Annotated in this window: 20 protein-coding genes and 1 pseudogene; 10 read left to right on the top strand and 11 right to left on the bottom strand. The window is 72.0% G+C overall.

Annotation, left to right across the window (positions count from 1 at the left end):
* Positions 1-155: 155 nt before the first annotated feature.
* Genes ACGFZA_RS28935 through modA form a run of 3 tightly spaced genes read right to left on the bottom strand, consistent with a single transcriptional unit; the run spans position 156 to position 2922 of the window.
* The gene (locus tag ACGFZA_RS28935) at positions 156-1244 is read right to left on the bottom strand and encodes an ABC transporter ATP-binding protein (RefSeq protein ID WP_385276730.1); all 1089 of its coding nucleotides are present in this window, start codon (positions 1242-1244) and stop codon (positions 156-158) included.
* On the bottom strand, positions 1241-2101 hold the full coding sequence (gene modB, locus ACGFZA_RS28930; protein ID WP_385276733.1) for a molybdate ABC transporter permease subunit: 861 nt from the start codon (positions 2099-2101) through the stop codon (positions 1241-1243). The genes ACGFZA_RS28935 and modB overlap by 4 nt, the downstream gene beginning before the upstream one ends.
* Positions 2098-2922 (bottom strand): molybdate ABC transporter substrate-binding protein, encoded by an 825-nt coding sequence (gene modA / locus ACGFZA_RS28925; protein ID WP_385276736.1) that lies wholly within the window; start codon positions 2920-2922, stop codon positions 2098-2100. Before modA ends, modB begins: the two co-directional genes overlap by 4 nt.
* A gap of 403 nt (positions 2923-3325) precedes the next feature.
* Here modA and ACGFZA_RS28920 point away from each other — a divergent pair, with 403 nt between their 5' ends.
* The 5 genes and pseudogenes from ACGFZA_RS28920 to ACGFZA_RS28900 form a co-directional block, all read left to right on the top strand.
* Positions 3326-3808: a molybdopterin-dependent oxidoreductase gene (locus ACGFZA_RS28920; protein WP_385276739.1), complete on the top strand. Its 483-nt coding sequence runs from the start codon at positions 3326-3328 to the stop codon at positions 3806-3808.
* A gap of 197 nt (positions 3809-4005) precedes the next feature.
* On the top strand, positions 4006-5226 hold the full coding sequence (locus ACGFZA_RS28915; protein ID WP_393682936.1) for a chitinase: 1221 nt from the start codon (positions 4006-4008) through the stop codon (positions 5224-5226).
* 114 nt (positions 5227-5340) lie between these two features.
* A complete protein-coding gene (locus tag ACGFZA_RS28910) occupies positions 5341-7302 on the top strand; it encodes an acyl-CoA dehydrogenase family protein (RefSeq protein ID WP_385276744.1) in 1962 nt (653 codons plus the stop codon).
* Between the two features lie 222 nt (positions 7303-7524).
* Complete coding sequence (locus ACGFZA_RS28905) at positions 7525-8112, top strand: hypothetical protein (RefSeq protein ID WP_393682934.1); 588 nt, start codon at positions 7525-7527, stop codon at positions 8110-8112.
* A gap of 5 nt (positions 8113-8117) precedes the next feature.
* Positions 8118-8527 (top strand): annotated as a pseudogene (locus tag ACGFZA_RS28900) (SAM-dependent methyltransferase); the annotation flags it as partial.
* 199 nt (positions 8528-8726) lie between these two features.
* Here the strand turns inward: ACGFZA_RS28900 and ACGFZA_RS28895 are convergent.
* On the bottom strand, positions 8727-8999 hold the full coding sequence (locus tag ACGFZA_RS28895; RefSeq protein ID WP_385276750.1) for a WhiB family transcriptional regulator: 273 nt from the start codon (positions 8997-8999) through the stop codon (positions 8727-8729).
* A gap of 327 nt (positions 9000-9326) precedes the next feature.
* Between ACGFZA_RS28895 and ACGFZA_RS28890 the strand changes: the two genes are divergently transcribed.
* Positions 9327-11228: a CocE/NonD family hydrolase gene (locus ACGFZA_RS28890; protein ID WP_393682932.1), complete on the top strand. Its 1902-nt coding sequence runs from the start codon at positions 9327-9329 to the stop codon at positions 11226-11228.
* A 90-nt stretch (positions 11229-11318) separates the two neighbouring features.
* On the opposite strand, the gene ACGFZA_RS28885 is transcribed toward ACGFZA_RS28890, so the two are convergent.
* Positions 11319-13157, bottom strand: a complete 1839-nt coding sequence (locus tag ACGFZA_RS28885; protein WP_393682930.1) for a WD40 repeat domain-containing serine/threonine protein kinase — start codon at positions 13155-13157, stop codon at positions 11319-11321.
* A 189-nt stretch (positions 13158-13346) separates the two neighbouring features.
* On the bottom strand, positions 13347-14564 hold the full coding sequence (locus tag ACGFZA_RS28880) for a cysteine desulfurase-like protein (RefSeq protein ID WP_393682928.1): 1218 nt from the start codon (positions 14562-14564) through the stop codon (positions 13347-13349).
* A gap of 199 nt (positions 14565-14763) precedes the next feature.
* On the opposite strand from ACGFZA_RS28880, the gene ACGFZA_RS28875 reads away from it, so the two are divergent.
* Positions 14764-15150, top strand: a complete 387-nt coding sequence (locus ACGFZA_RS28875) for a VOC family protein (protein WP_385288559.1) — start codon at positions 14764-14766, stop codon at positions 15148-15150.
* Between the two features lie 51 nt (positions 15151-15201).
* Here ACGFZA_RS28875 and ACGFZA_RS28870 read toward each other — a convergent pair whose 3' ends face one another.
* The 3 genes from ACGFZA_RS28870 to ACGFZA_RS28860 all read right to left on the bottom strand — a co-directional run bounded on the left by ACGFZA_RS28870 (position 15202) and on the right by ACGFZA_RS28860 (position 19309).
* Positions 15202-16764 carry a mucoidy inhibitor MuiA family protein gene (locus ACGFZA_RS28870; RefSeq protein ID WP_393682926.1) on the bottom strand — a complete coding sequence of 521 codons (1563 nt, stop codon included), beginning with the start codon at positions 16762-16764 and terminating at the stop codon, positions 15202-15204.
* Between the two features lie 8 nt (positions 16765-16772).
* Positions 16773-18824 carry a DUF4139 domain-containing protein gene (locus ACGFZA_RS28865; protein WP_393682924.1) on the bottom strand — a complete coding sequence of 684 codons (2052 nt, stop codon included), beginning with the start codon at positions 18822-18824 and terminating at the stop codon, positions 16773-16775.
* 68 nt (positions 18825-18892) lie between these two features.
* Complete coding sequence (locus ACGFZA_RS28860; protein ID WP_385288567.1) at positions 18893-19309, bottom strand: Fur family transcriptional regulator; 417 nt, start codon at positions 19307-19309, stop codon at positions 18893-18895.
* A 235-nt stretch (positions 19310-19544) separates the two neighbouring features.
* Here ACGFZA_RS28860 and katG point away from each other — a divergent pair, with 235 nt between their 5' ends.
* The 3 genes from katG to ACGFZA_RS28845 all read left to right on the top strand — a co-directional run bounded on the left by katG (position 19545) and on the right by ACGFZA_RS28845 (position 23411).
* Positions 19545-21776 (top strand): catalase/peroxidase HPI, encoded by a 2232-nt coding sequence (katG, locus tag ACGFZA_RS28855; RefSeq protein WP_393682921.1) that lies wholly within the window; start codon positions 19545-19547, stop codon positions 21774-21776.
* A 158-nt stretch (positions 21777-21934) separates the two neighbouring features.
* A complete protein-coding gene (locus ACGFZA_RS28850; RefSeq protein WP_393682919.1) occupies positions 21935-22690 on the top strand; it encodes a DUF6193 family natural product biosynthesis protein in 756 nt (251 codons plus the stop codon).
* Between the two features lie 172 nt (positions 22691-22862).
* Positions 22863-23411 carry an FABP family protein gene (locus tag ACGFZA_RS28845; protein WP_385288575.1) on the top strand — a complete coding sequence of 183 codons (549 nt, stop codon included), beginning with the start codon at positions 22863-22865 and terminating at the stop codon, positions 23409-23411.
* A gap of 105 nt (positions 23412-23516) precedes the next feature.
* Here ACGFZA_RS28845 and ACGFZA_RS28840 read toward each other — a convergent pair whose 3' ends face one another.
* Complete coding sequence (locus ACGFZA_RS28840) at positions 23517-25727, bottom strand: HelD family protein (protein ID WP_393683321.1); 2211 nt, start codon at positions 25725-25727, stop codon at positions 23517-23519.
* A 193-nt stretch (positions 25728-25920) separates the two neighbouring features.
* On the bottom strand, positions 25921-26251 hold a 331-nt coding region (locus ACGFZA_RS28835; protein ID WP_385287079.1), incomplete at its 5' end, for a peptidoglycan-binding protein.

Genomic DNA, 26251 nt, shown 5'->3' with positions numbered 1-26251 from the left:
CGGTGTGCGGTGGCCGACCCCATGACCAGCACCGTAGAAAGATCCGGTTTCCGCTCGGTCACGCGCTGGGATCGCGGGGCATTACGCCTCACGCACACGCCGCGGCGCCGCCGTGTGAGGGCGGGGCCGGCTCGTCCCGCCGCTGCGGCGCGCCCTCAGACGGGGTAGGCGTGGGTCTGTGTGGCCTTCACCGTCGCCCAGACGGTGGCGCCGGGGTGCAGGTCGAGTTCGGCCGCGGCGACCGTGGTCAGGTCGGCGGCGAGCGGGAGCTCTCCGGTGAGGTCGGCGCGGATCTGGTCCCCGTGGGTCTCCAGGCCCGCGATCTCGCAGTGCCAGAGGTTGCGGGCACTGGCGCCGGCGGGCCGGTCGCGGTGGAGCGTGACCGCGTTCGGCGGGAAGGCCACGAAGACCGGGCCGGACATGGCCTCCGTGGTGCTGATGCCGGGGCCGGCGTCCAGCCGGACGGTGTGGCCGTCGGCTGTGCCCCGGTAGAGGTTCAGGCCGACCAGCTGGGCGATGTAGTCCGTGCGCGGGTGGCGGGCGATGTGGGACGGTGCGCCTTCCTGGACGACCCGGCCGTCCTCGACCACGACCAGGCGGTCGGCCAGCACCATGGCGTCCAGCGGATCGTGCGTGACCAGAACGGCGACGGCCTCGAAATCGGCCAGGTGCCGCCGGAGCTGTGACCTGACCTCGAGGCGGGTGCGGGCGTCGAGCGCCGCCAGCGGCTCGTCCAGCAGCAGCAGGCGTGGGCGGGTGGCCAGCGCCCGGGCCAGGGCGACCCGCTGGGCCTGGCCGCCGGACAGCCTGCGCGGCTTGGCGCCGACGTGGTCCGCCAGACCCAGACGGCCGAGCCACTCGGCGGCCTGGGCTCGGGCCGCGGCCTTGGACACGCCGTGACAGCGCGGTCCGAAGGCCACGTTGTCCAGAGCGGTGAGGTGGGGGAAGAGCAGATAGTCCTGGAAGACGACACCGACCGGGCGGGACTCGGGCGGCGTACGGTCCAACGCCTTTCCGTCCAGCCGCAGATGACCATCGGTGAGCGGCGTCAGGCCGGCGAGGGCGCGCAGGGCCGTGGTCTTGCCGGCGCCGTTGGGGCCGAGCAGGGCGACGACCTCGCCGGGCGCGGCGGTCAGCGTCACGTCGAGACGGAAGGCACCCCGCTCGACGACGAGACGGGCGTCGAGGCCCTCTTCGGATGCGCCGGAGCGGGCGCCGGTGGCGGAATCGGGGTGCGGGGTCATCCTGCTGTCATCCAACGGTCGCGCAGGCCGGCCAGCACGGCGACGGACACGGCGAGCAGGACCAGGCTGAGGGCGATGGCCGCCTCCGGATCGCTCTGCAGTGCCAGGTAGACGGCCAGCGGCATGGTCTGGGTACGGCCGGGGAAGTTGCCGGCGAAGGTGATCGTCGCGCCGAACTCGCCCAGGGCGCGGGCCCAGGCCAGCACAGCGCCCGCGGCGATGCCCGGAGCGATCATCGGCAGCGTGACCCGGCGGAACGCGGTGAACCTGGAGGCGCCGAGCGTGGCGGCAGCCTCCTCGAAGCGCGGGTCGGCGGCGCGCAGGGTGCCCTCGACGCTGATGACGAGGAACGGCATCGCGACGAACGCCTCCGCGATCACGACTCCCGCCGTGGTGAACGGCAGGGTGATCCCGAACCAGTCGTCCAGGGACTTCCCGACGATGCCGTTGCGCCCGAGGGCCATCAGCAGGGCCACACCGCCGACCACGGGAGGGAGGACGAGGGGCAGGGTGACGAGGGCCCGTACGAGTCCGCGGCCGGGGAACTCGACGCGGGCCAGCAGCCAGGCCAGTGGCACACCGATGACCAGACTCACCGCGGTGGCGGCCGTGGCGCAGACCAGCGACAGCTGGAGCGCCTGCCATACCTCGGCGCTGGTGAGCAGCTCGGGCAGGCTGCGCCAGGGAGCCCGTACGAGCAGGGCGATCAGCGGCACCACCAGGAACGCCAGGCCGAGCAACGCGGGCACCAGAAGGGGCAGCGGCACGGCTCCGCTGCCGCCCTTCCGGACACGCCGGCGCCGCGGCCCGCCCCGGAGAGAGCTGGTCGCGGCACCGGACCCGTCGGACTTCGTCACGGCTTGAGGAACCCGGCCCCGGTCAGGACCTTCTGGCCGTCGGAGGACTGCACCAGAGCGATGAACGCCTTGGCGGCCTCGGCGTTCTTCGTGTCCTTGAGCTGGACGATCGGGTAGTCGTTGATGGCGTCTGCCGACTCGGGGAAGTCCACGCCCTCCACCTTGTCACCCGCCGCGTGCACATCCGTTTTGTACACGACGGCCGCGTCGGCCTCCTTCAGCTCGACCTTGGTCAGGGCCGACTTCACGTCCTGCTCGTAGGAGACGGGCGTGAGCTTGAGCCCGGCAGCGTCGAGGGCCTTCTGAGCAGCCGCGCCACAGGGCACCTCCTTGTCGCAGAGGACCACCTTGAGGCCGGACCCGGTGAGGTCCTTGAGGGAGGCGACCTTGTCGGGGTTGCCCGGAAGGGTGGCGATCTCCAGCTGGTTGCGGACGAAGGTGGCGGGCGTGCCCGAGGCGTCCCCGGCGGCCGTGACGATCTTCATCGTCTTGGGGCTGGCCGCGGCGAAGACATCGGCCGGAGCGCCGCCCGTGATGCTCGCCGCGAGGGAGTCGCTGCCGCCGAAGCTGAAGGTGACCGTCGTGCCGGGGTGGTCCTCCTCGAACTGCTTCCCCAGGGCCGTGAAGCTCTCCTTGAGAGAGGCGGCGGCGAACACGGTGACCGTCCCGGACAGCTTCTGGGACGAGGCGGACGCCGAGGAGTCCGAGGTCGTCGACGAGGTGTCGTCGGACGACGAACAGGCGCTCAGCACCAGCAGGGCGGCGGCTCCTGCGCCGGCCACCTGAAGGGTCCGGCGGGTCCGGCGCGCGGTACGGGTCATCACGGGTCTGCTCCCTCTTGTCCTGACGGACACCATCGCCTGGGGTCCTCGCGAACCCTCTACGGCTTCTCGACGGCCATGTCGGCCGACTTGATCACGGCAATCGCCGGAGCGCCGGGCTCCGGCGCCGGTTCCTCAACCGACTCACGGCTGACCGGTGCCACCGTCCGGAACGGCCCGGTGGGTTCCCCGTCGTCGGCCGGGCGCCTCACGGTGTCGGCGCTGACACCGGGAAGGCGCGGCGTCCCCGGTCGGGGGTGCGCATGCGCTGATCATACTTCCGCAGATGCAAGGGAAAAGTCTCCTGTTGGATTGCATGAGTCGGAATCGTGATTGTCGTGGCTGGTATGTGCGTTTGTACGGGCAGGGCGTGCGGGTACGGTCACCCGGGAGGTGGTAGCCCGTGAGTCAGTCCCTCTCGGTTGCCGGCACGGCCCCCGGCGTGGTGCCGGAACTCGTCCTCAGCGGCGACCTGGCCCGCCCGGCCCGTCTGACGGTTCTTGATCTGCTCGCCTGGCCGCAGCACGAGGCCGGCGTCAGCTTCGAGTGCGCCACCAGCGGCACCCGGCGCCACCGCTTCACCGGCCCGCTGCTGCATGATGTGCTCGTGGGCGCCGGGCCCGGTTTTGACCCGGCCCGCCGCAAGGACCGGCTGCGCTTCCTGATCGCGGTGTCCGGCGCGGACGGCCATCGCGCCCTGCTGTCCTGGGCGGAGATCGATCCCGACTTCGGACGGGCCCGGGTGCTGCTCGCCGTGACGATCGACGGCACCCCGCTCGACCGCGCGGGCCCGCAGCTCGTCCTCCCGCAGGACCGCTGCGGCGCGCGGCACATCAGCGGCATCAACGCCGTACACGTGGACGGTGCGTACTCCCTGGGGGAGTGACACCGGGGGTGCGGGGCCGCTGGGAAGGGCGGCCGGGCGGGGTGTGCGGCGGAGCGCGACTCGGCCCCGTGGGGAGCGCGGGCGCCGCCCGCCTCCGCGCGCCAATCTTCAAGAGCGGGCAATGGTCTAGGCCAACGCATTGACGTGCATGCGTCATCGCTCGATTCTGGCGGCACCTTCTTCCGACAGGAGTCTCCATGAAGCGTCTTCGCGCGCTGCTCTGTGGTGCCGCCACCGCCGCACTGGCCACCGCGGGACTCGCCGCCTTCGCCGCGCAGCAGGCTTCGGGTGCGTCCGCCGACGCCACGGCGCTCAGTAACCGGTGGTACGCCGCCGCGCCCTATCTGATGCCGCACGACAACAACCCGCCGGACGCGGGCGCCATCATGGATGCCACCGGCCTCAAGGGCTTCCAGCTCGCGTTCGTCCTCGCTCCCAACGGGGGCGGCTGCAGCCCGACCTGGGACGGTACGTCGCCGGTCTCGACGGACACCGCGGTGGGATCCGTCATCGGCGCCATCCGAGCCAAGGGCGGTGACGTGTCGGTCTCCATCGGCGGATACGGAGGGACCAAACTCGGCCAGACCTGCTCCGACGCGGCGTCGACCGCGGCCGCCTACCAGCAGGTCATCACCAAGTACCAGCTGAAGGCCATCGACTTCGACCTGGAGGAGCCGGAGTACGAGAACACGGCCGCCATCGCCCGCGAGATCGGCGCGGCCAAGATCCTTCAGCAGAACAACCCGGGCCTCTACGTCTCGGTCACCACCGCGGGAACCGCCGACGGCACCGGCTGGTTCGGCAAGCAGATGCTCAACGAGGCCAAGGCCCAGGGCTTCACACCGAACAACTTCTCCATCATGCCCTTCGACGGCGGGTTCAACGGCGCGGCCGCCCAGACCGGCGCCCTGACGAACTTCAACTCCATCCTCCGGTCCACCTTCGGATGGGACGAGGCAACCGCGTACGCGCACGAAGGCTTCTCCGGCATGAACGGCCGCAGCGACACCGGTGAGTACTTCGGCCAGGCCGACTTCCAGACGGTGCTGGACTACGCCACCGGCCACCACATGGACCGCTTCACCTTCTGGTCCCTCAACCGCGACCGCCAGTGCACTCCGCCCGACAACAACGGCAAGACGTCCGGCACGTGCAGCAGTGTGGCCCAGTCGGACTGGGACTTCGCGAAGTACTCGGTGAGGTTCGCCGGCGTCACCCCGCCGACCACCACACCGCCGACCACCCCTCCGCCGGGCGGCAGCTGCACCGCTGCCGTGTGGAACAGCGGTGCCGTCTACACGGCCGGCAACACCGTCTCGTACGGAGGCCACACGTGGAAGGCCAAGTGGTGGACGCAGAACGAGACGCCCGGCACCACGGGTGAATGGGGGGTCTGGCAGGACCTCGGCGCCTGCTGACCCGGCGTTTGCCCGGCCCGGACCACGCGTGCGTGCGCGCGGCCCGGGCCGGATCCCGGGCCGTGAGCCTCTTCGCCGCCGCTTGATCGTCCCGGGGCGGGGTAGCGACAGGACATGGCCAATGACAACACCTCCACACCCGCGAGCGGCTACGTGCGGCCCGAGATCGATGTCCGGGCGCTGACCGGGGTGCTCGACGGCGACTACGCCGAAATCCGCGATCTCGTCCGGACCAACCTGGTGACGTATGCCTCCGTTCTCGAAGAGGCCGACGTGCTCGGCATGGACGCGTTTCGCGAGCGGGTGCGTGAACTCGTGGTCGAGATGGCCGCGACGGGCCAGACCGGGATGGGCTTCCCGACCGAGTACGGCGGGGGCGGCGACATCGGAGCCTCGATCGCCGCGTTCGAGACGCTCGCCTTCGGCGACCTGTCGGTGCTGGTGAAGGTCGGCGTGCAGTTCGGACTCTTCGGCGGCGCGATCCTGCACCTGGGCACGGAACGTCACCACGACGCCTATCTGCCGGACCTCATCACCGGGCAGCTGATGGGGTGCTTCGCGATGACCGAGACCGGGCACGGCTCCAACGTCCAGGCGCTCGGCACCCTGGCGAGCTACGACGCCGCCCGCCAGGAGTTCGTCATCACCACCCGGGGCGAGCAGGCGCGCAAGGACTACATCGGCAACGCGGCACGCCACGCCGAGCTGGCGGTCGTCTTCGCCCAGCTGGAGGTGGGCGGCACGTCCGAGGGCGTGCACGCGTTCGTCGTGCCGATCCGGGCCGGCGGCGAGGCGGCGCCCGGCGTCACGATCGAGGACGACGGCCGCAAGATGGGACTCAACGGCGTGGACAACGGCCGCATCCGGTTCGACGGGGTGAGGGTGCCCCGCGAGGCGCTGCTCAACCGGTTCGCCGACGTCACCGTGGAAGGCGTCTACCGGAGCCCGATCGAGAACCCCGACCGGCGCTTCTTCACCATGCTCGGCACCCTGGTGCAGGGCCGGGTCAGCGTCGGCGGCGCCGGAGTCAACGCCGCGAAGGTGGCCCTCGCGATCGCCACCAAGTACGCCGTGCGGCGGCGGCAGTTCAAGGCGGCCCCGGACGCGGAGGAGATGCTGCTGCTCGACTACGGCCTGCATCAGCGTCGTCTGCTGCCGCTCATCGCGCGGACGTACGCGTTGCACTTCGCGCAGGACGTCGTGCGCACGCACCTGCACGACGTGTTCTCGGGCATCGAGGACGACGCGCAGGCGCGGCGCCGGCTGGAGTCACGGGCCGCCGGGACGAAGGCCCTGGCCACCTGGCACGCCACGCGGGTCATCCAGGAGTGCCGCGAAGCGTGCGGCGGCGCCGGCTACCTCACCGTCAACCGGTTCGCCGCGCTCAAGGGCGACAGCGATGTCTTCACCACCTTCGAGGGCGACAACCACGTCCTGATGCAGCTCGTGGCCAAGGGGCTGCTCACCCATTACGCCGACGAGTTCGAGGACCTGGACCAGCTCGGCATGGTCCGCTACGTCGCCGGCCTCGCCGTCGAGACGGTCATCGAGAAGACCTCCGCCCACAAGCTGCTGGAGCGGGTACGTGACCTGCTGCCCGGCGGCGACGAATGGGACCAGGAGGCCGGCCTGCTCGACTCGGACTACCAGCTCGCCATGCTCCGCTACCGCGAGGAGCACATGCTCGCCGGCGTGGCCCGGCGGCTCAAGCGGGGAATCGACCAGAAGCGCGACCCCGGCGCCGTCTTCTCGCAGGTGCAGGACCACGTCATCGCGGTCGCCCACGCGCACGTCGAGCGGCTGGTGCTGGAGGCGTTCGTCGACAAGGTGCGCGCGCTGCCCGAGAGCGGCAACAAGGTCGCGCTGAGCCTGTTGTGCGATCTGTTCGCCCTGTCGACGATCGAGGCGGACCGGGCCTGGTTCATGGAACACGGCCGCCTGACCGTCCAGCGTTCCAAGGCGATCAGCCGCGAGGTGAACGGCCTCTGCCGCAAGGTACGGCCCCTCGCGGTCGACCTCGTCGACGCCTGGGGCATCCCGTCCGAGATGTTGCGCGCCCCGGACCTGGTGGGGTGATCCGGCAACGAAGCACCATGCGGACCGACAGCGACGACTCCGCGCTGCCGCCTCCTGCCGAGTCCGGGCGGGCCGATCGGAACCCGGGGGAGGGACGGTGCCCCGGGCGTTCGCCGCGAGGCCGGAGAAACCGTCGGCGGACGGAATCGTGGCCGGGCCGGCAGGAGACGTGTTTCTACGTGATCCGTCCCTGTCATCCTTGACCTGGTCAAGGAGGGGTGTATGACATTCGCAGGGCATGTGGAACGGGTCGTCGGTGAAGTCGTCGGAGAGTTCCCGGCCGAGGCCGGGATCTACGCGCTGACGTTCCGGATCGACAGTACCGATCAGGATCCGAGGTTTCCTTACGTAGCGGTCGGCTACACGACCGAGGCGGACGCCGCGAAGGTGGCGCGGACCGCGGTGGACGCCTGGGAGGCGCGCTGGAGTTACGCCTACTTCGCCGAGACGGGGCTCGAAGGCGTGCGGGTCGTCGGGCGTGAACCGGAAGGTGTCACGGCGCACCGGCGGGAAGCGGAGCGCCGGGGGCTCTGGTACGAGGACGAGGACGAGTCCGGCGAGCGCGACGAGTTGCTGGGCGCGTGGTTCTACGAGGTGTGCGTCGGGGCGGCCCGGCGCCTCCACGGGAGCGGGCGGATCGTGGAGGCGCTGGGGCAGCCGCTTCCGGTGATCCTCTACGACATGTTCGACCCGGACACGATGTTCCGGCTGACGGCGGCTGCCAATCCGGCATCACTCGTGGCGGAGTTCATGGCAGGGGACCCGGACGGTGACCCGTCCGCCGGAGCCGGCGCACCGCCGGGATCCTGAACACGGCTCCCGAAACACGGGTGGTCCACGTCGACAACGATCCGGTCGTCCTCGCCCACGCCCTGCTCACCAGCGGTCCCGAAGGGCGTACGGACTGCATCGACGCGGACCTGACGAGCCCGGCACGGATCCTCGAACAGGCCGCGCGGACCCTGGACTTCATCCGCCCCGTCGCGCTGTGCCTCGTCGCGGTCCTGCACTTCGCTTCTTCACGGAGGCCGGACCGGAGCTCGCCACCCCCGGAGTCGTGCCGGTGCACCACTGGCGTCCGGACGACGCCGCTCCGGTGCCCGGGCAGCCCGAAGACGCCTACCTGGCGGGCCTCGAAGACATCGAGAAGGTCAGGTACAAGGACATCAACGACGCCACCGACGCCGACATCAACGTGTACCGGGCCCTGGGCCTCAAGATCTGACGGCCCGGCGGCGGTGCCCGGAGCCAGTCCGGCTGCGCCGCCGGCCCCGGCCACCGCCCGCCGCCGGGGCCACGGCCGTAACCCCCGGCGTCCGTCCCGTGCTGCACGACGGCTTCCTCCGCCTCGTCCGCCGCGTGGTCGCCGGACCGCCGTCGCTGATCGGCCGCGGCGCGCCGGCCGGCGCGGGCATGACCGCCCGTCATCCCAGACGATCGCGCTCCGCCTCCGACAGGCCTCCCCACACGCCGTACGTCTCCTTGTGCCTGAGCGCCATGCGAGCGCATTCCCGGCGGACGGGGCAGCCGTCGCAGATCCGGCGGGCGCGTTCCTCCCGTGCGTGACGCCGGCCGCCGCGTTCCCCGGCGGGGGAGTAGAAGACGGAACTGTCCATGCCTCGGCAGGCGGCCAGGCGCTGCCAGTCCCACAGGTCGCCCACGGGGCTGAGCCGGGTCAGGTGGCTGGGGCGTCGCATGAGCCCTCCTCGCGATCGGTCGTGACTGCTTCCTGAAGCGAGCTTGACGCCGCTGGAAGAACGCCACATCTGTCGCGTGACTGACGTTCTGCCGCGACCGGGAGGCATCGTCGGCGGGGCACGGCCCGGACTCGCGGGCCCGCCCATCGGTAACAAGACGTACACGCGCGGGCGTTGATCCGTGAACGTGGTGATCATAGGCTCGCTCGACGTCGAGTTATTGACATGTCCGCGCCCGTCTGTGGACGTGTGACGCGCTCCCTGACGCAACCTCGGCGGACCGCGGGCCGCGGGCCGCGGTCCGGCAGGGGTCGGCACCACCGCACCATGGCTCACCACACACCGGAGGAGCATGTGAGAGCACATCGCGCGGCAGCCCTGGCTGCCTCGGTCCTCGTCACCACCCTCGCACTGACCGGCGCCCTCGCCGGCCCCGTCACCCTCGCCGCGGCGGCAGAGCCCGCCGCGGTCCGCGGCGCCGCCGTTCCCTCCGACCCCGTCACCCACGAGGAGAACGACCGGGTCCCCGAAGGGGCCGTCTGGACACAGCACTACTTCCCCTCGTCGGATCACTCCGGCACCGAACTGCATGCCGACGTCCTGCTCCCCGAAGGTCTGCCGAAGGCGGCGCGCGTCCCCGTCATCCTGTCGGTCGGCCCCTACTTCGGGCACTCCGGGCAGACCGGCCCCGAGGGCTGGAGTCACAGCGGCCCCTCGTCCCGTTTCCAGGACTTCATCGAGGGCACGGACCTGTTCGCCCACGGCTATGCCTTCGTCATGGTGGACCTGCGCGGCTTCGGCGGCTCCACCGGCTGCCTCGACTGGGCGGGCCCCGGTGAACAGGCCGACGTCCGCGCGGCCGTCGACTGGGCGGCGGACCGGTCGTGGTCCACCGGCGCCGTCGGCATGTACGGAAAGTCCTACGACGCCTCCACCGGCCTCATCGGCAACGACCTCGACCAGCGTGCGCTGAAGGCGGTCGTCGCGCAGGAACCGGTCTGGGACATGTACCAGTACATCTACTCCAACGGGGTGCCCCGCCCCAACGTCACCGGCACCGCCAACGCGTACAACTCCATCGCCACGCTCGACGCGCTGGCGGACGACGACGCCCGCTACCGGGCCAACGCGGCCTACGAGCAGGCCCATCCGGAATGCCTCACCCAGAACGCCGCGGGCTACCGGACGGTCGATCAGCGGAGCAGCTACTGGACCTCCCGCGACCTGGCCAGGAAGGCCAAGGGCACCGATACTCCGCTCTTCGTCACCCAGGGCTTCATCGAGAACAACACCAAGCCCGAGGAGATGGAGGAGTACCTCGACAACCACAAGGGCCCCGAGCGAGGCTGGCTCGGCCAGTGGGAACACGTCCGCGGCGGCGACCGCACCTCCGACGGCCGCCTCTCCATGGGACGCGAAGGGTGGTACGACGAGACCCTCTCCTTCTACGACCAGTACCTCAAGGGCAAGCGGCCCACGGTCTCGTACCCGGCCTACTCCGTGGAGGACTCCACCGGTACCTGGCGTGCCCAGCGCACCTGGCCGGGGGAGTCCCGGCCGGTGAACGTCGCGCTCGGCAGCGGTGCGTACGTGGACGACGGGGGAGCGTCGGCGCGCGGGGCCGCCGCCGAGGACGGAGGTCCGGCGTTGCGGCCCTTTGCGCAGCCCACCGGGGAGTGGGACCTGGAGAACGCCCCCTCCCTGGACCCGGCCGCACCGAAGACACTCGCCGCGGGTGCGGCAGGGCTTCAGGCCGCCGGTGAGGTGACGTCCAGCTTCTTCGTACGGTCCGAACCGGTCACCCGGGCTGTCCGCGTCACGGGCACCCCGCGGCTGTCCCTGACCGCGAAGGGCGGGGGCAACGTCATGGTGAAGCTGTACGACGTCGGCCCGGACGGGAAGGCCGTCATGTTCGACGAGCAGGTGTCCCTGGTGGGCACGGGTCGGCTGACCGTCGACCTCAAGGCCACCGACTGGACACTGGCCGCCGGGCACGCCCTGGCAGTGGAGATCGGTTCCATCCAGACAGGCTCCTGGCGGGACACCCCCTCCGGCGAGACGATCACGGTGAAGGGGGCCCGGCTCGCCCTGGCCCTGGCCGACCCGGCGAACGACATCGCGACGGCCGGCGCCCGCTCGCCGTTCCTGGACACCTACCTGCGCCAGTACACGGTGCAACTCCCCTCGGCGGAGGGTTCGTTCCGGCTGACGCCTCGACGCTCGCGCTGAGCCGAGCGAGCCGAACCGAGCTGAGACGCAGACCGGTACGGCGGGCTGGGCACTGCTCGACACCCCGCCCGCCGTACCGGTCCGAGCGGTTCAGGTACGGGTCGCCCAGAGGCGGACGCTCCCGTCGAAGCCGCCCACGGCGAGCGTTCCGCCGTCCGGGCTGAAGGCCAACGCGCGGACCCGCTCGGACCGCTCGGGCAGGATCAGGAGCTGCGCGCCGGAGCGGGCGTCCCGGACGATGACCGTGCCCCCGTGGTCGCCGGACACGAGCAGCCTGCCGTCCGGGCTGTAGGCCAGCGCGGCCACGTCGTCGGTGTGGCCGGTGAGCCGGCGGTGCCCCCGCCCGGTGCGCGTGTCCAGGACGTTGACCAGCCCCTTGTCCTGGGGAACGAGCGGTGCGCAGACAGCGGCGATGCCGTGGCCGTCCGGGCCGAACGCGAGGAGCCGGACCCGGCCGTTGGGCCTGAGGGACCGGGGACGGTGCGACTTGCCGGAACGCGGGCTCCAACGGCGCACCAGGCCTTCGGCGCCGCCCGACACGAGGAGGCGGCCGTCGGGGCTGAACGCTGCCGGGCCCGTGGCGCCGGGCAGGTCGGTCATGTGCTTCGCGGTGTCCGCGTTCCACAGGCGCAGCGCCGCGTAGCTGCCGACGGCGAGGGTGTGACCGTCCGGAGCGAACACCACGGATGTGACGGTGCCCGCGTGCCCGGTGAGCTGCGCCCTGAGCGCGTCCCCACGGCCGTCCCACAGGCGCACCACCGGACCTTCGCCCCCCGTCGCGAGTGTGCGGCCGTCGGAGCTGAACGCCAGGGAGTGGACGCGCTCCTCGGTCCCGGCGAGGCGGTGGAGCAATCTGCCCGTGCGCGGGTCCACGAGACGGACACCGGCCTGGCTGTGGCTGGTGGCGAGAGCCCGACCGTCCGGGCTGAACGCCAACGCGTCGACGCAGCCGCCGGACGCGCTCCTCAGGGTACGGAGCAGGCCGAACGCGAGGCTCGCGGTGTCGTCCTGCGCCGGGTTGGCCGCGAGCGTGGGTGTCCGGGGCCGACGGCCGCGGTCGTGCCGGGAACCGCGCACGGACCCGGCGGCCGCGGTCGGCAGGGAGTCCCGGGTGGCCAGCTCCGCCAGTCCCGCGGCCACTTCCCGGGTGTCCGGCCGTCGTGCGGGATCCTTGGCCAGCAGCCCCATGACCAGCTTCTCCAACTCGCGCGGTATGCCGGGACGGATGGCGCCGGGGCGGGGCGGGACGACTTCCACGTGCTGGCGCATCAACGCGTAGAGGGGCTGGTCGACGGGGAACGGCAGGATGCCCGTGAGCATCTCGAACATCACGACGCCCAGGGAGTAGAGGTCGGTGCGCGCGTCCGCCGTCCGCCCCTGGTGCTGCTCGGGCGACATGTACGCGGGAGTACCGAGCACCGGCCCCGTGGAGGTCAGTGTCTCGGACGTGTCGGCGACCCGGGCGATGCCGAAGTCGCAGACCTTCACTCGGTCGCCCGCCTGCACGAACAGGTTGGCCGGCTTCAGGTCGCGGTGCACCACCCCGTGCCGGTGGGCCGCCGCCACGGCGTCGACGGTCTGGCTCGTCAGATCCACCACACGGCTGAAGGACAGGTGCCCGGGGTGCTCGGCCAGCAGCCGGGCCAGGTCGTGGCCGGTCAGCAGCTCCATGACGATGAAGCGAAACGTGTCGTGGCGGCCCGCGTCGTGCACCACCGTGATCCCCGGGTGCCGTAACCCGGCGAGGATCTCGGCCTCCCGCTGGAAGCGCCGCTCCGACACGGTGTCCCGCGCGACGGGCATCACCTTGACCGCGACCTCGCGACCGAGCACCGCGTCCCGGCCCTCCCAGACCTCTCCCATGCCACCGCGTCCCAGCAGCCGTCGAAGCGTGTACCGGTCGGCAAGGGTCACCCCGGCCGTCGCCATCCCAGACTCCACCATCGGCTCCGTTTCGCAGGCTCCGTGCAACTCGGACATCGTGCGCGACCGGCCCTTCGGCCGGTGACCATCCAAGCGTGTGACATCCGGCAGGTCGAGTGGCGGGGTCAGGACACGGCCATCGTTGCCCGCGCCCGCCCTCCGCGACCGCGGAGGGCGGGCGGTACGGGTCCGGGCTCAGCCGCGCGCGGTCCCCGCGAGGAAGGCGGCCAGGCCCTCCAGCAGCCGGTCTGCGTCCTCCTCGCTGCTGTACGGGGCCAGACCGATCCGGAGCCCTCCCGTGTCGCCCAGCCCCAGGTGGCGCGAGGCCTCCAGGGCGTAGAACGAGCCCGCCGGCGCGTCGACCCCGCGCTCCGCCAGGAACCGCGAGGCGTCCGCCGCCGACCGGCCCGGGAAGGTCACCAGCAGCGTCGGGGTGCGCCGGGCCGCACGCGAGTGGACGACGACACCGTCGAGGGCGGACAGACCCTTCTCGATCCGGTCCCGCAGAGCGTCCTCGTGGGCCTCGATCGCCTCGAACGCCGCGGCCAGCCGCTCCCGGCGGGTGCCGTCGGCGCCGGCGGCGAGCGAGGCCAGGAAGTCCACCGCGGCCCGGGCCGCGGCCAGGAACTCGTAGGGCAGGGTGCCCAGTTCCAGCCGCTCGGGGACCGCGTCGGTCGACGGCAGCAGCTTGTCGGGGTGCAGGGTCTCCAGCAGCTCGGGGCGGCTCGCCAGTACGCCCAGGTGCGGGCCGAGGAACTTGTACGGCGAGCAGACGAGGAAATCGGCGCCGAGTGCGTCCAGCCGGACAGAAGCGTGGGCTGCCAGGTGCACGGCGTCCACGTGCAGCAGGGCACCCGCCCGGTGGACGAGATCCGCGATCGCGGGCAGGTCGGGGCGGGTGCCGATCAGGTTGGACGCCCCGGTGACCGCGACCAGGCGGGTCCGCGCGGACAGCACTTCGGCGAAGCGGGCGGGCGGCAACTCCCCGCTGTCCGGTTCGAAGCCGACCCACCGGACCGTCGCGCCGACGGCCTCGGCCGCCTGCACCCAGGGGCGGATGTTGGCGTCGTGGTCGAGACGGCTGACCACCACCTCGTCGCCCGGGCCCCAGCCCTTGGCCAGGGTCCGCGCCAGGTCGTAGGTCAGCTGGGTGGAGCTGCGTCCGAACACTATGCCGCGCGGCTCCGCACCCACCAGGTCCGCGAGCGCGGACCGCGCACCGGCCACGATCGCCTCCGCGTTCCGCTCGCCCTCGTTCTGCGTGCCCCGCACAGCGAGCGGCCGGGACAGGGCGTCCACGACCGAGTCGATCACCGGCTGCGGGGTCTGGGTGCCACCGGGCGCGTCGAAGCGGGCCGACCCGGCCGTCAGGGCCGGAATCTGTGCGCGGAGCGCGGGGACGTCGAGGGGCATGCGTTCTCCTGGGCTGGGCGGGGGCGGACCTGGGCGGTCCGGGGGCGGCTCCCGGCAGCGGCGCCCGGAGAACGATCCTGCCCTGTGCGTGTACGGGGCACACGGCCGGGTCGCCGGATGCGGCGTCGTCCGCTGCGCCGACGGAGTTCCGGCGCGACGCGGTGGTGCGGACGGTGCGGTCTGGGGCAGGCTCGTCCCCATGATTTCGGTAGTGCAGAACATTGCGATCGATTGTGCGGATGCCTACGCCCTGGCCCGGTTCTGGAGCGAGGTCGTGGGCTGCCCCCTGCATCCGGAGGACGAACCGGGCGCCCTGGAGACCGAGGTGATGCTGCCGGTGGGTCCGCTGCTGCACTTCAACCAGGTGCCGGAACCGAAGACGATCAAGAACAGGGTGCATCTGTGCCTGCGCCCGACGACATCGCGCGAGGAGGAGGTCGAGCGGCTGCTGGGTATCGGTGCCACCCTCGTCACCGATCGCCGGGAACCCGACGGCGCCGGCTGGGCGGTCCTGGCGGATCCTGAGGGCAACGAGTTCTGTGTGCTCCGCAGCGAGGCGGAACGGGCGTCGATGCCGCCGTCCTGAGGGGCGGGGGCGGCAGGCCGCCGCGCCGGTGTGCGGTGGCCTGCCCCGGCCTCAGAGGCCGGTGACCTTGGCGCTCGCCGACAGTTCGTAGACCAGGGTCACCGTGCGCCGGCCGCCGGGCGGGAGGGCGACGTCCCAGCGGGCGATGCCCTCGGCGTCGATCACGTCGGGCGGCGGGGAGCAGGAGTCCTTGTGCACGCGTACGGTCACCGCCGAGACTTCGGAGACGGGAACGCGCTCCCGAAGGGCGACCACCCGGTCGCCGCGCTCCCCGGGGGCGGAGAACCGGGACAGGTTCAGCCGGACCGTGCGGGTGACCACGGTCCGCTGGGTCAGGGCGGCCGAGTCGCGGGACTCCGTCGCACGGCGGACCACCCGGTAGTCGTCGCAGCTGCCGAAGGCCAGTTCGGCGGGGGCGCCGGGGGCGGTGAAGTCCAGCGTGCCGCGGCCGCTGAATCCGTTGCCGCGGACCAGATCCACGGGTCCGGCGAGCAGCGCGTGGCCGGACAGGTTGTCGAACCGCACCACCTGGGTGACCAGGGGGGACAACTCCGGAGAGCAGGCGTACTCGCTGGGCGCGGTCGCCGTGAACGCGGAGAGACGCACCCGGTGGGCGCGGCCGTCGGCGGGCACCGAGACCGGCGTGGGGGACCGCAGCACCCGCGTCTCGCCGCCGTCGTCCACCCCCGGCAGTCCGAGCACCGAGGCCGGCCCGAGAGTGCCGATCTCCTCCTCGCGCAGTTCGACGTCGACCGTGCGGCGCTCCGCCGCGGAGCGGTCCTTGAGCGTCAGCCGGTCCTCGTCCAGCCGTGGCGGTTCGGTCGCCAGCGCCGAGCGGGCCGTTGACAAGGTCAGCCGTACACCGGACCAGTCCTCCCCGGTGCGCTGCCAGACCATCGCGTCGGTCTCCAGCGTCAGCGAGTCCCCTTCGAGCACGGCCCGGTAGGCGGGGCGCCACAGCGCACACGGGGTGAGATGAGTCAGGCGCAGCCCGACGGGCCCGGCGACCGCGGCCTCCACGGTCAGCTCGACATGGCCGACCAGCTCGGCCGGTTCCTCCTCCGAGAGGCACACTGCTTGCTGCACGTCCGAGAGTTCGGCGGTGAGCGAGGCCAACCGGACCTCCACCGTCCGGAGTTCCTCACCGTGCGTGTCCCGCTCGGCGTCGACCCGGTCCAGCTCGCGGGTCCAGCGTTCCCGCTCCGTCTCGCCGGACCCGGCGCCCTCTCCGATCTCCCGCAGCAGATCGGAGGCGAGACGGTCGAGCAGGCCGAGGCGGGCGTGGAGCCGGTCGCGGCGCTGTCCCAGGGCCAGTTGCTCCTCTTCGAGGACGTGTACGCGCCGGCGCAGGGCGGAGTCGTCGGCCGTGGGCGGCGACGGCTCGCGCGGCGTCCAGTCGCGGACGATCCGCACGTCGAGCACGGTCGCGGGGTGACCGGATGCCAGCTCGGCATGGAGGGTCCGGTCGACGGCCAGCGCACTGACCGGCCCGAGACGCAGCCGCTGTACCCCGGCTTTCAGGTCGAGTACTGCGGCGCGCTCGATGTGGGCGCGATCCTCCAGGCAGGTGACGGCGGTGACGGGGAGGGCGACCGGCTTCGGTTCCGTGGACATGGGGTGTGTCAGCTCCTGCGGTTGCCGCCGGCCAGGGCCTTGCCGGTCGGGATGCGGATCTCGTAGCCGCCGTCGAGAGCGGCGGTGGCGCCTGCGGGCAGGTCCCGTCGCCAGACCCGGGTGCCCGGGGCGTGCCGGTCCGGTCCCACGCCGTCGTCGGGTGCCGTCCAGTCGGCCCGCTCCTCGATCCTGACGTCGGGTTCGGAGGTGACCGGAACCCGCTCGTGGACTTCCACGGTGACGGGCCGGGCAAGCCGGTTGGCCAGCTCGACGTGGACGCGGTGGTCGAGCACGGTGGTGTTGTTGCGCAGTCCCGAGGTCGACTCGTGCACGCTCGTACGGTGCGTCACCCGGATGCCCTCGGCCGGCCCGAGACCCACCCTGCGGACCCCGCCCGGTGCCAGCGTGGGCAGCGCGGCCGTCAGCAGGAACTCGTCGTCGACGGTGACCTCCACCGGACCGGCCAGCAGCGCCTGGTCGGTGGCGTTGGACAGCAGCAGCGTGGCGTACACGACCGGCTCCACGGACGGCACGCAGAGGTACTCGGTGCGCAGCCCGACCGGGATCTCGCCGACGGTGACGGTGTGCCAGGTGCCGTCCGACGGAATGTCGGCGCGCGCGGTGGCATCGAAGCGGTGGTCGAAGGACCCCGCCGACTCGCGGGGCCGCACGGCCTGACCGGGCAGCGGCAGCGCGGCCACCGCTTCGGCGCGGCGGCGGAACTCGGCCGCCACCGGGTCGAAGGGGGAGCCGGGGAACAGCCGGCCCCTGCGACCGCCCTGCCCGTCCGGGCCGCTCAGCGTGAGAGCGGCGTAGTCGAGCTCGGCGCCGCTCGGCTGCGGCGGACCGGCCACCGGTGCCGGAGGGGGCGGCGGCGCGGCCATACCGGGCGCCGGGGGCGCGGGGGCGGCCCCGGCGGATCGTGTCATGTTGCGCGGCACCCCCGTCAGCGGCTGCGCGGGAGCGGGCATCCCGCCGCCGTAGGCCATCGGGGGAGCACCGCCCGGTGCCACCGGCGACGGCGGGGGAGGGGGCGGACCGGGGTGGAAGGAGGACTTGCCGACCGCACCCGCGGGCGCGGCACCGGCCCCGGCGGCGACGGCCACGGGTGCGGTGTTCCGCTCCGGGGCGGGGCCTGCCGCGTCGTACCCGTGGAACAGGTCGACGAGTCCGGCCGGGGGTTCGCGCCAGCCGGAGGGAGCGGGAGCGGGCTGACTCCGGCCGATCCGGACCGAGCGGAGCCTCGGCAGGTCGGTCCGGCGCCGGAGGTCGGCGGTGGCCAGGGCGATCCGTACGCCGTTCCAGTCCTCACCGGTCCGCTGGGCGACCGAGGCGCGCAGCACCAGCCGGCCGCTGCCGTCCCCCTGCTGGTGAGCGAGGCGGTACGCGGGCACCCAGACGGCGCCGGGCACTCCGTATTCCAGCTCCACCTCCACCTCGGCGCCGTCCGCGTCACCGGCACCGTGCAGGGCCAGGAGTGCGCAGACAGTGGCCTCCACATGGGCTGACGGCGCGTCGGTGGAGCCGCGTTCGAGCCTGTCGGCGGCGACCGTGAGCTCGTGCTCGGCGGTGCGCAGCGCCTCCTCCAGCCCGGCGAGGCGGTCGTGCAGCCCCGTGAGCCGCTCGTCGACGAAGTCGGCGAGCTCCAGCCACGCGTCGGCCGGGGTGCGGCGGTGCGGGTCCTCCCGCTTGCGGGGCGGCGGGACCGGTTGCAGCGCCCTGACCTCCTCGATCACGCTCAGCTGCCGGTCCCGGCGTGCCAGCGCCGCGGCGTACGCGTCGCTCAGCCGCTCGTACGCGCGCCGCAACGTGTCCGGCGCGTCCGTGGCCGGCAGCTCGGCCTCGACCTCCACCCGGGCCTCGGTGACACGCACCCCCGCCTCACCGACGACCCGGACCCGCAACGAGCCCGGGTCCAGTGAGCGGGGCAGCCCCGTCACACGCACCAGGCCGTCGGACGGCACGCCGCCCCGCGCCAGGCGACGGCAGAGCGCGCCCTGCGCGTACACGACGACGGAGTCGAGGGCAGACGCCCACCTCGTCGCTGATCCAGCTGTCATGTGCTCCGCCCCCGCCGCGTCCATGGTGAGCGAAGCTTACGCCCGGGCGGCCCGCCCGCCCGTGGGGGTCAGGCGGGGCCGCAGCCCGGGCACAGGCCCCGATAGGTCACTTCGGCCTCGGAGACGGTGAAGCCGAACCGTTCCGACTCGGGCAGCTCCGCCAGGAGATCACCGGCGGGGTGGACGTCCCGGATGGTGCCGCAGCCGGAGCACACCAGATGCTGGTGGGGGTGGTGGGCGTTCGGGTCGTAGCGCTTGGCACGGCCGTCGGTGGCCACCTCGATCACCTCGCCCAGCGCGACGAGTTCGCCGAGGGTGTTGTAGACGGTGGCGCGGGAAATCTCCGGCAGCCGGGAAGTGGCGCGCGCGAGTACTTCGTCCGCGGTGAAGTGGACGTGGTCGCCGGCGAGCACCTCGGCAACCACCCTGCGCTGAGCGGTCATCCGCCAGCCACGTGCGCGAAGCCGTTGCAGCAGGTCACTCATGCCCACCAGCCTAACTGTGCGTTGTCCGACGAATAGGTCCGTACACGCCTGTCGTTCGTATTGACTTGGACTATGTCCATCGTAGGATCGGTTCCGGCTACAAGCCAAGGGACAGGACAGCAGCGCGGAAAAGTACGTGACGTCAGGAGACGGGTTCGCCCCGGCATCCCGGCCCGGCCTTTCCACCGTCCGAAGTTCCTCAGCACCGTGATCCGCCCCGTCCGGAAGGATTTCCATGACTGAGAACCACGACGCGATCGTCACCGACCCGAAGGCAGAGGAGGCCGGTGGCTGCCCGGTCGCGCACGGTCGCGCGCCGCACCCGACCCAGGGCGGCGGCAACCGCCAGTGGTGGCCGGAGCGGCTCAACCTGAAGATCCTCGCCAAGAACCCCGCCGTCGCCAACCCGCTCGGTGAGGAGTTCGACTACGCCGAGGCGTTCAAGAGCCTCGACCTCCCGTCGGTGAAGCGGGACATCGCCGAGGTGCTGACGACGTCGCAGGACTGGTGGCCCGCCGACTTCGGCAACTACGGCCCCTTCATGGTCCGGATGGCCTGGCACAGCGCCGGCACCTACCGGATCAGTGACGGCCGCGGCGGCGCCGGAGCCGGTCAGCAGCGCTTCGCCCCGCTCAACAGCTGGCCGGACAACGCGAGCCTGGACAAGGCCCGCCGGCTGCTGTGGCCGGTCAAGAAGAAGTACGGCAAGAACCTCTCGTGGGCGGACCTCATCGTCCTCACCGGCAACGTCGCCCTGGAGACGATGGGTCTCAAGACCTTCGGCTTCGGCGGCGGCCGGGCGGATGTGTGGGAGCCCGACGAGGACGTCTACTGGGGCCCCGAGACCACCTGGCTGGGCGACGAGCGCTACACCGGTGACCGGGAGCTCGAGAACCCCCTCGGCGCGGTGCAGATGGGCCTCATCTACGTCAATCCCGAGGGCCCCAACGGCACTCCGGACCCGATCGCCGCGGCCCGCGACATCCGTGAGACGTTCCGCCGCATGGCGATGAACGACGAGGAGACGGTCGCCCTGATCGCGGGCGGGCACACCTTCGGCAAGACCCACGGTGCGGGCCCGGCGGACAGCGTCGGCCCCGACCCCGAGGCCGCCCCGATGGAGCAGCAGGGCCTCGGCTGGCAGAGCACGTACGGCACCGGCAAGGGCGCCGACACCATCACCAGCGGTCTCGAAGGCATCTGGACCGACACCCCGACCACCTGGGACAACAGCTTCTTCGACATCCTCTTCGGCTACGAGTGGGAGCTGTTCAAGAGCCCTGCGGGCGCCCACCAGTGGCGGCCGAAGGAGGGCGCCGGTGCCGGTACGGTCCCCGACGCGCACGACCCGTCGAAGACCCACGCGCCGACGATGCTGACGACGGACCTGTCGCTTCGGCTCGACCCCGCCTACGAGGAGATCTCGCGGCGCTTCCACCAGAACCCGGACCAGTTCGCCGACGCCTTCGCCCGCGCCTGGTTCAAGCTGACGCACCGTGACATGGGCCCGGTCGTGCGCTACCTCGGTCCGGAGGTCCCGGCCGAGACCCTGGTGTGGCAGGACCCGCTTCCCGCCCGGACGTACGAGCTGGTCGACGCGGCGGACACCGCCTCCCTCAAGGCCCAGATCCTCGCGTCGGACCTGTCCGTGTCCGAGCTCGTCTCCACCGCGTGGGCATCCGCCTCGTCCTTCCGCGGCAGCGACAAGCGGGGTGGCGTCAACGGCGCACGCATCCGCCTCGAACCGCAGAACGGCTGGGAGGTCAACGACCCGGACCGCCTGGCGACGGTGCTGCGCACCCTCCAGGGGATCCAGGAGGCCTTCAACTCCGCCCAGTCGGGCGGCAAGCAGGTCTCGCTCGCCGACCTCATCGTGATCGCCGGCGCCGCAGCCGTCGAGAAGGCCGCCGGGGACGCCGGGTTCGCCGTCGACGTCCCCTTCACCCCGGGCCGCGTCGACGCGTCGCAGGAGCAGACGGACGTGGAGTCGTTCGTCGAGCTGGAACCGTCCGCCGACGGATTCCGCAACTACCTCGGCAAGGGCAACCGGCTCCCCGCCGAGTACCTCCTGCTCGACCGGGCGAACCTGCTGACCCTCAGCGCCCCCGAGCTGACGGTCCTCGTCGGCGGTCTGCGTGTTCTGGGCGCCAACTACCAGCAGTCGTCACTCGGTGTCCTCACCGAGACGCCCGGGTCCCTGAGCAACGACTTCTTCGTCAACCTGCTCGACCTGGGTACGACGTGGAAGGCCACCTCCGACGACGCGAGCACCTTCGAGGGCCGCGACGCCGCCACGGGCGAGGTCCGGTGGACCGGCAGCCGCGCCGACCTCGTCTTCGGTTCGAACTCCGAACTGCGTGCGGTCGCGGAGGTCTACGCGAGCGACGACGCGAAGGAGAAGTTCGTCAAGGACTTCGTCGCCGCGTGGGACAAGGTGATGAACCTGGACCGGTTCGACCTCGTCTGAGCGTGAGGTGCCGGGCCGGCCCCCACACGGGCCGGCCCGGCACACCACGGGGCCACCGGGCCTCGGCGGGTGCTCCGCCGGATCGTGGAGCCGTCCGGCCGCTCATGCACGGTGTCAGAGATCCGCTCCCCTCGGCGGTACCGACTGAAGGACGCGACGTGACGTCTCAGCCAGCCCCGCATCCCGTCAGTCTCTACCCTGAACTCGGCCAGGACGGCACGCTCCGGATCGCCCTGCAGAACGCCGTTCACCAGGCCGGATATCGATGCGAGGTGCTCCCCGACGAAGGCACTGGACGGAGCTGGTCAACAGCCCGCGCGGACAGTGACGGCCGGACGACGGGCGTCCGCCTGGGTATCCGGGAACGCTGCTTCGTCATGACCTTCCGGGAACGCGGTGTCGCGAGGGCCGGGGGCACCACGACCACGTTGAACGAGGCTGCCACGGCTACCGGGCTCTGGCAGTCCGGCGCCGAGCTGGAGGCTCTGCGGTCCGCATGCCCGTTCATCCTCCTCAGCCCGCTCGCCGAGGGCGTCGAGCGCGGCACCGCGGCCGAGGCCAGATGGGCGGACTACCGTCGGACCGCGGCGCGATTTGTCGACCATGACCTGATCGAAGCCTCCTACGCCCAGCCGCAGCTGCGAGCCCTGTTCCCCTTCCACAGCCACCGATCGCTCACCTTCAGCCGCTGTACCGGTTTCCCCTACACCCACGACGCTCCGGTGGTGACTCCGGTGAACGGGCGATACCGCGTCACCTGGTGGAAGACCCGCTCGCCTCGGGGACCGGCGGACATCGGAGAGGCTGACAACCCGCGTGACGCAGTCGCCCTGGTCGTCGCCCACCTTCCCCCCGGATGCGGGCCCGCCGTCGCCGGCACTGCCCATGACCTCGGCACACCGGACTCCCCGTGACGCACCGCGCAGTGCGCCATCGCACGGTCGCCGCCCACGGGCCCAGCGGCAGGAGGCGGGCGTGCTCGACCGGTTCGACAGCCTGCTCCGCCGGCACGTGCGTGGCAGGAGAACCGGTTCCGTGCCAGGTTAGGCTGCCAACCGGCAACGGCCCGACCCAGGAGCGCACCGCATGTTCGACCCGGCCCTGAAGCACCCGTATCGCGATGCCCTTCGGCCGGACGAACTGCCGGCACCGCACCCCCTGTTGGAGCCCCTGCTCGGTTTCCTGGGCAGCTGGACGGGTGGGGGCCGCGGAGGGTATCCGACCCTCGACGCAGAATTCGTGTACGGGCAGGAGGTCACCTTCAGCCATGACGGACGGCCGTTCCTCCAGTACGAGGCGCGCGCCTGGCTGCTGGACGCGGACGGCGCCCCACTGCGGCCTTCGGCGCGGGAGAGCGGCTGGTGGCGGATGCAGCCGGACGGGCGCGTGGAGGCGCTGATCACGCAGCCCACCGGAGTCGCGGAGATGATGACCGGCCTCGCGGCCGACGGCGCCGTGGACCTCGCCACCCACCACGTCGCCCTCACACCCACGGCCAAGCAGGTCGACGCCACCCGTCGGCGCTATGCGCTGACGGACGTCGACACGCTCGACTTCACCCACGACCTCGCCGCGGTCGGCCGCCCGCTCCAGCACCACCTCTCGGCGCAGCTCCGCCGCGCGAACCGCGACTGAGCGCTGTCCGGACAGCGCCGGGAGGACACGACCGGCGTATTCGCCCAGGACGGGAGAAGCGGGCTGCGCCTGGACCTCACCGGCCCCGGTCCCGCCCGAGCGGGTTCAGCGCAGTGCCTCGGGCAGCTCCTCCCGGTGGATGACGCCCAGGCGCTGCGTGGCCCGGGTCAGCGCCACGTACAGGTCGCTGGTCCCGAACAGGGCGGGCTCCACGACGAGCACGTGGTCGAACTCCAGCCCCTTCGCCTGCCGCGGGTCGAGCAGCACCACGGGGTGGGTCAGATCGGGTTCGGCGCCGGCTGTGACGCCCTCCAGCGGAGCGCCGATCTCCCCGTGGAGTGCCCGGGGCGCGATCACCGCGAGCCGCCCCTCCTCGGGCGTCAGCTCCAGGACCGCCCGCGCCACCTCGCCGGCCAGGTCGTCCCCGGCCTCCCGCACCCACGGCACCTCGCCGGTGGACCGCACCGAGGCGGGCGGCTCGAACGAGGGATCGTGGGCGCGCAGCACCCTGGCGGCCAGCTCCATGATCTCGGCGGGCGTACGGTAGTTGACCTTGAGCGCGACGTGCTCGAACCGGTCTCCGACGTACGGGTCCAGGATCCTCTCCCACGAGCCGACGCCGGCCTCCTCCGAGGTCTGCGCGGGGTCACCGACGAGGGTCATCGAGCGGGTCGGCGAGCGGCGCATGAGCAGCCGCCACGCCATCGGTGACAGCTCCTGTGCCTCGTCGACGATGATGTGCCCGAACGCCCAGGTGCGGTCGGCCGCGGCACGCTCGGCCGCGCTGCGGTGATCGGCCTCTTCCTGCCGCTCCGCCATCCGCTCGGCGTCGATGATGTCGTGGGCGGCCAGGACCTCGGACTCCTCGTCCTCGAACTCGAACGACTCCGAGCCCCTCGACAGCTCCAGCACGCCCTGCGCATACGCGATCCGCTCCTGACGCCCGGCCTCGGCGGCCGCCCGCTCCGCGCTGTCGTCGACACCGAGCAGCTCCGCCGCCTCGTCGAGCAGCGGTACGTCCGCGGGGGTCCACCGTCCGTCGCCCGGTGCTCGCCGGATCGCCTCCGCGTCCTCATCCGGTACGTAGACGGGGTCGGCCAGGTAGTCGCCGAGGAACTCCTCGGGGGTGAGCGGCGGCCACAGCTCGTCGATGGCGCCGTGTACCGCCTTGCTGACGGCGACACCCTTGCCGAGCTGGGCGATGTCGTCGGGGCCGAGGAAGTTGGGACCGCCGTACGGGTCGGCCCCGATGCGCTCCGTGAGCTGTGCGGTGAGGGCGTCGATGATCCGGAACGCGAAGTGCGGGCGGGCGAGGTTGTGCGGCAGCAGGGTCTCGCGGGCAGCCTGCCGGGCCTCGTAGGCGATCTCCCAGTCGAGGATCAGGTCCCCGTCGTCGTGCCGGATGACCAGCGGGGCGCCGGGCTCGGGGAGCACCTGCCGGTCGCGCACGGCCAGGGCGAGCGCCTCCGCCATCGGCGCACCGCCCTTGACGGCGGCGGCGCGGGGCGTGTCGGTCCCGCCGGCGTGGACCCCGGGGAAGAGCTCGGCCTGGGTGGCGAGCAGCACCCCGGTCTCGCCGAGCGCGGGCAGCACCTCGCCGATGTAGCTCAGGAAGGCCGGGTTGGGGCCCACGATCAGGACGGCGCGCTTGGCGAGCAGCTCACGGTGTTCGTACAGGAGGAACGCCGCCCGGTGCAGCGCCACCGCCGTCTTGCCCGTACCGGGCCCGCCCTCGACGACGAGCACGCCGCGGTGCGGGGCGCGGATGATGCGGTCCTGCTCCGCCTGGATGGTCCGCACGATGTCGCCCATGCGGCCGGTGCGGGCGGAGTTCACGGCGGCGAGCAGCACGGTGTCGCCGCTCGGGTCCTCGAATCCGGTGCGCCGGCGGTCCCCGACGTCGAGGATCTCGTCGTGCAGCTCGGTGACGGAGCGGCCCTCGGTGGTGATGTGCCTGCGCCGGCGCAACCCCATGGGTGTGTGACCGGTGGCGAGGTAGAAGGGGCGGGCGACCGGCGCACGCCAGTCGATGAGCAGGGGCGTGTGCGCGGTGTCGTCCTCGCGGATTCCGATGCGGCCGATATGGTGCGCCGCGCCGTCGGAGAGATCGATGCGGCCGAAACACAGCGAGCCGTCCACCGCATTCAGGGCGGCCAGCAGACCCGAGCGTTCGGCGACGAGCACATCGCGTTCGAGACGCGCCTGCAGGCCGTTGCCGACCGGCGTCAGCGCATCCTCGACGCGCTGCGCGGCGACGCCACGCAGCGCGTCGACACGGTCGTAGAGCCGGTCGATGAATTCCTGCTCCTTTTGCAGTTCATCGAATTCCCGAGTTGACAACATTGCTCCCTGCCGGATACGGTGCTTCTTAGTGGCCCCCAGTGAGGGGCCTTTTCTGTGGGCGCACAGAAAGAATCAATATACCCGCGAAAACCCCCGGTCCACAATTGCGGACCGGGGGTTTTCTGTGCCGTCTGTCGGGTTTGCCGGGCGTGGTGTGGGTGGGGTCTCAGTCCCATGCGTCCTGGTTGATGAAGCGGCTGAAGCCTCGCCAGGAGTTGGGGCCCATCACTCCGTCGATGGGCCCGGTGTAGCCGTGGGCCGCGGCCAGTCGCTGGAGCGCGGCCCAGGTGTTCGTTCCGGGTACGCCGTCGAGGGGGCCGGTATAGCCCCAGCCCCGCATGTTCAGCTGGAGCGCGGCGTACGTGCGGGGACCCGGGACACCGTCGACCGGCCCGGAGTACCCGGACTCGATCCGCAGCCAGTTCTGCGTCCGCTGCCACATCACCGGACCCGGAACACCGTCCTGCTCCGTCGACGTCTTCGGCAACCCACCACCG

This window comes from Streptomyces sp. NPDC048211 (genome assembly GCF_043202315.1).
Taxonomy (GTDB): domain Bacteria; phylum Actinomycetota; class Actinomycetes; order Streptomycetales; family Streptomycetaceae; genus Streptomyces.
This window is presented reverse-complemented; position numbering and strand designations above follow the sequence as displayed.

Coding starts and splice junctions, on each gene's coding strand:
- ACGFZA_RS28935 (WP_385276730.1), bottom strand. CDS start 1,244: ATGACCCCGCACCCCGATTCCGCCACCGGCGCCCGCTCCGGCGCATCC.
- modA (WP_385276736.1), bottom strand. CDS start 2,922: ATGACCCGTACCGCGCGCCGGACCCGCCGGACCCTTCAGGTGGCCGGC.
- ACGFZA_RS28915 (WP_393682936.1), top strand. CDS start 4,006: ATGAAGCGTCTTCGCGCGCTGCTCTGTGGTGCCGCCACCGCCGCACTG.
- ACGFZA_RS28910 (WP_385276744.1), top strand. CDS start 5,341: ATGGCCAATGACAACACCTCCACACCCGCGAGCGGCTACGTGCGGCCC.
- ACGFZA_RS28905 (WP_393682934.1), top strand. CDS start 7,525: ATGACATTCGCAGGGCATGTGGAACGGGTCGTCGGTGAAGTCGTCGGA.
- ACGFZA_RS28895 (WP_385276750.1), bottom strand. CDS start 8,999: ATGCGACGCCCCAGCCACCTGACCCGGCTCAGCCCCGTGGGCGACCTG.
- ACGFZA_RS28890 (WP_393682932.1), top strand. CDS start 9,327: ATGGCTCACCACACACCGGAGGAGCATGTGAGAGCACATCGCGCGGCA.
- ACGFZA_RS28885 (WP_393682930.1), bottom strand. CDS start 13,157: ATGGCGACGGCCGGGGTGACCCTTGCCGACCGGTACACGCTTCGACGG.
- ACGFZA_RS28880 (WP_393682928.1), bottom strand. CDS start 14,564: ATGCCCCTCGACGTCCCCGCGCTCCGCGCACAGATTCCGGCCCTGACG.
- ACGFZA_RS28875 (WP_385288559.1), top strand. CDS start 14,764: ATGATTTCGGTAGTGCAGAACATTGCGATCGATTGTGCGGATGCCTAC.
- ACGFZA_RS28870 (WP_393682926.1), bottom strand. CDS start 16,764: ATGTCCACGGAACCGAAGCCGGTCGCCCTCCCCGTCACCGCCGTCACC.
- ACGFZA_RS28865 (WP_393682924.1), bottom strand. CDS start 18,824: ATGACAGCTGGATCAGCGACGAGGTGGGCGTCTGCCCTCGACTCCGTC.
- ACGFZA_RS28860 (WP_385288567.1), bottom strand. CDS start 19,309: ATGAGTGACCTGCTGCAACGGCTTCGCGCACGTGGCTGGCGGATGACC.
- katG (WP_393682921.1), top strand. CDS start 19,545: ATGACTGAGAACCACGACGCGATCGTCACCGACCCGAAGGCAGAGGAG.
- ACGFZA_RS28845 (WP_385288575.1), top strand. CDS start 22,863: ATGTTCGACCCGGCCCTGAAGCACCCGTATCGCGATGCCCTTCGGCCG.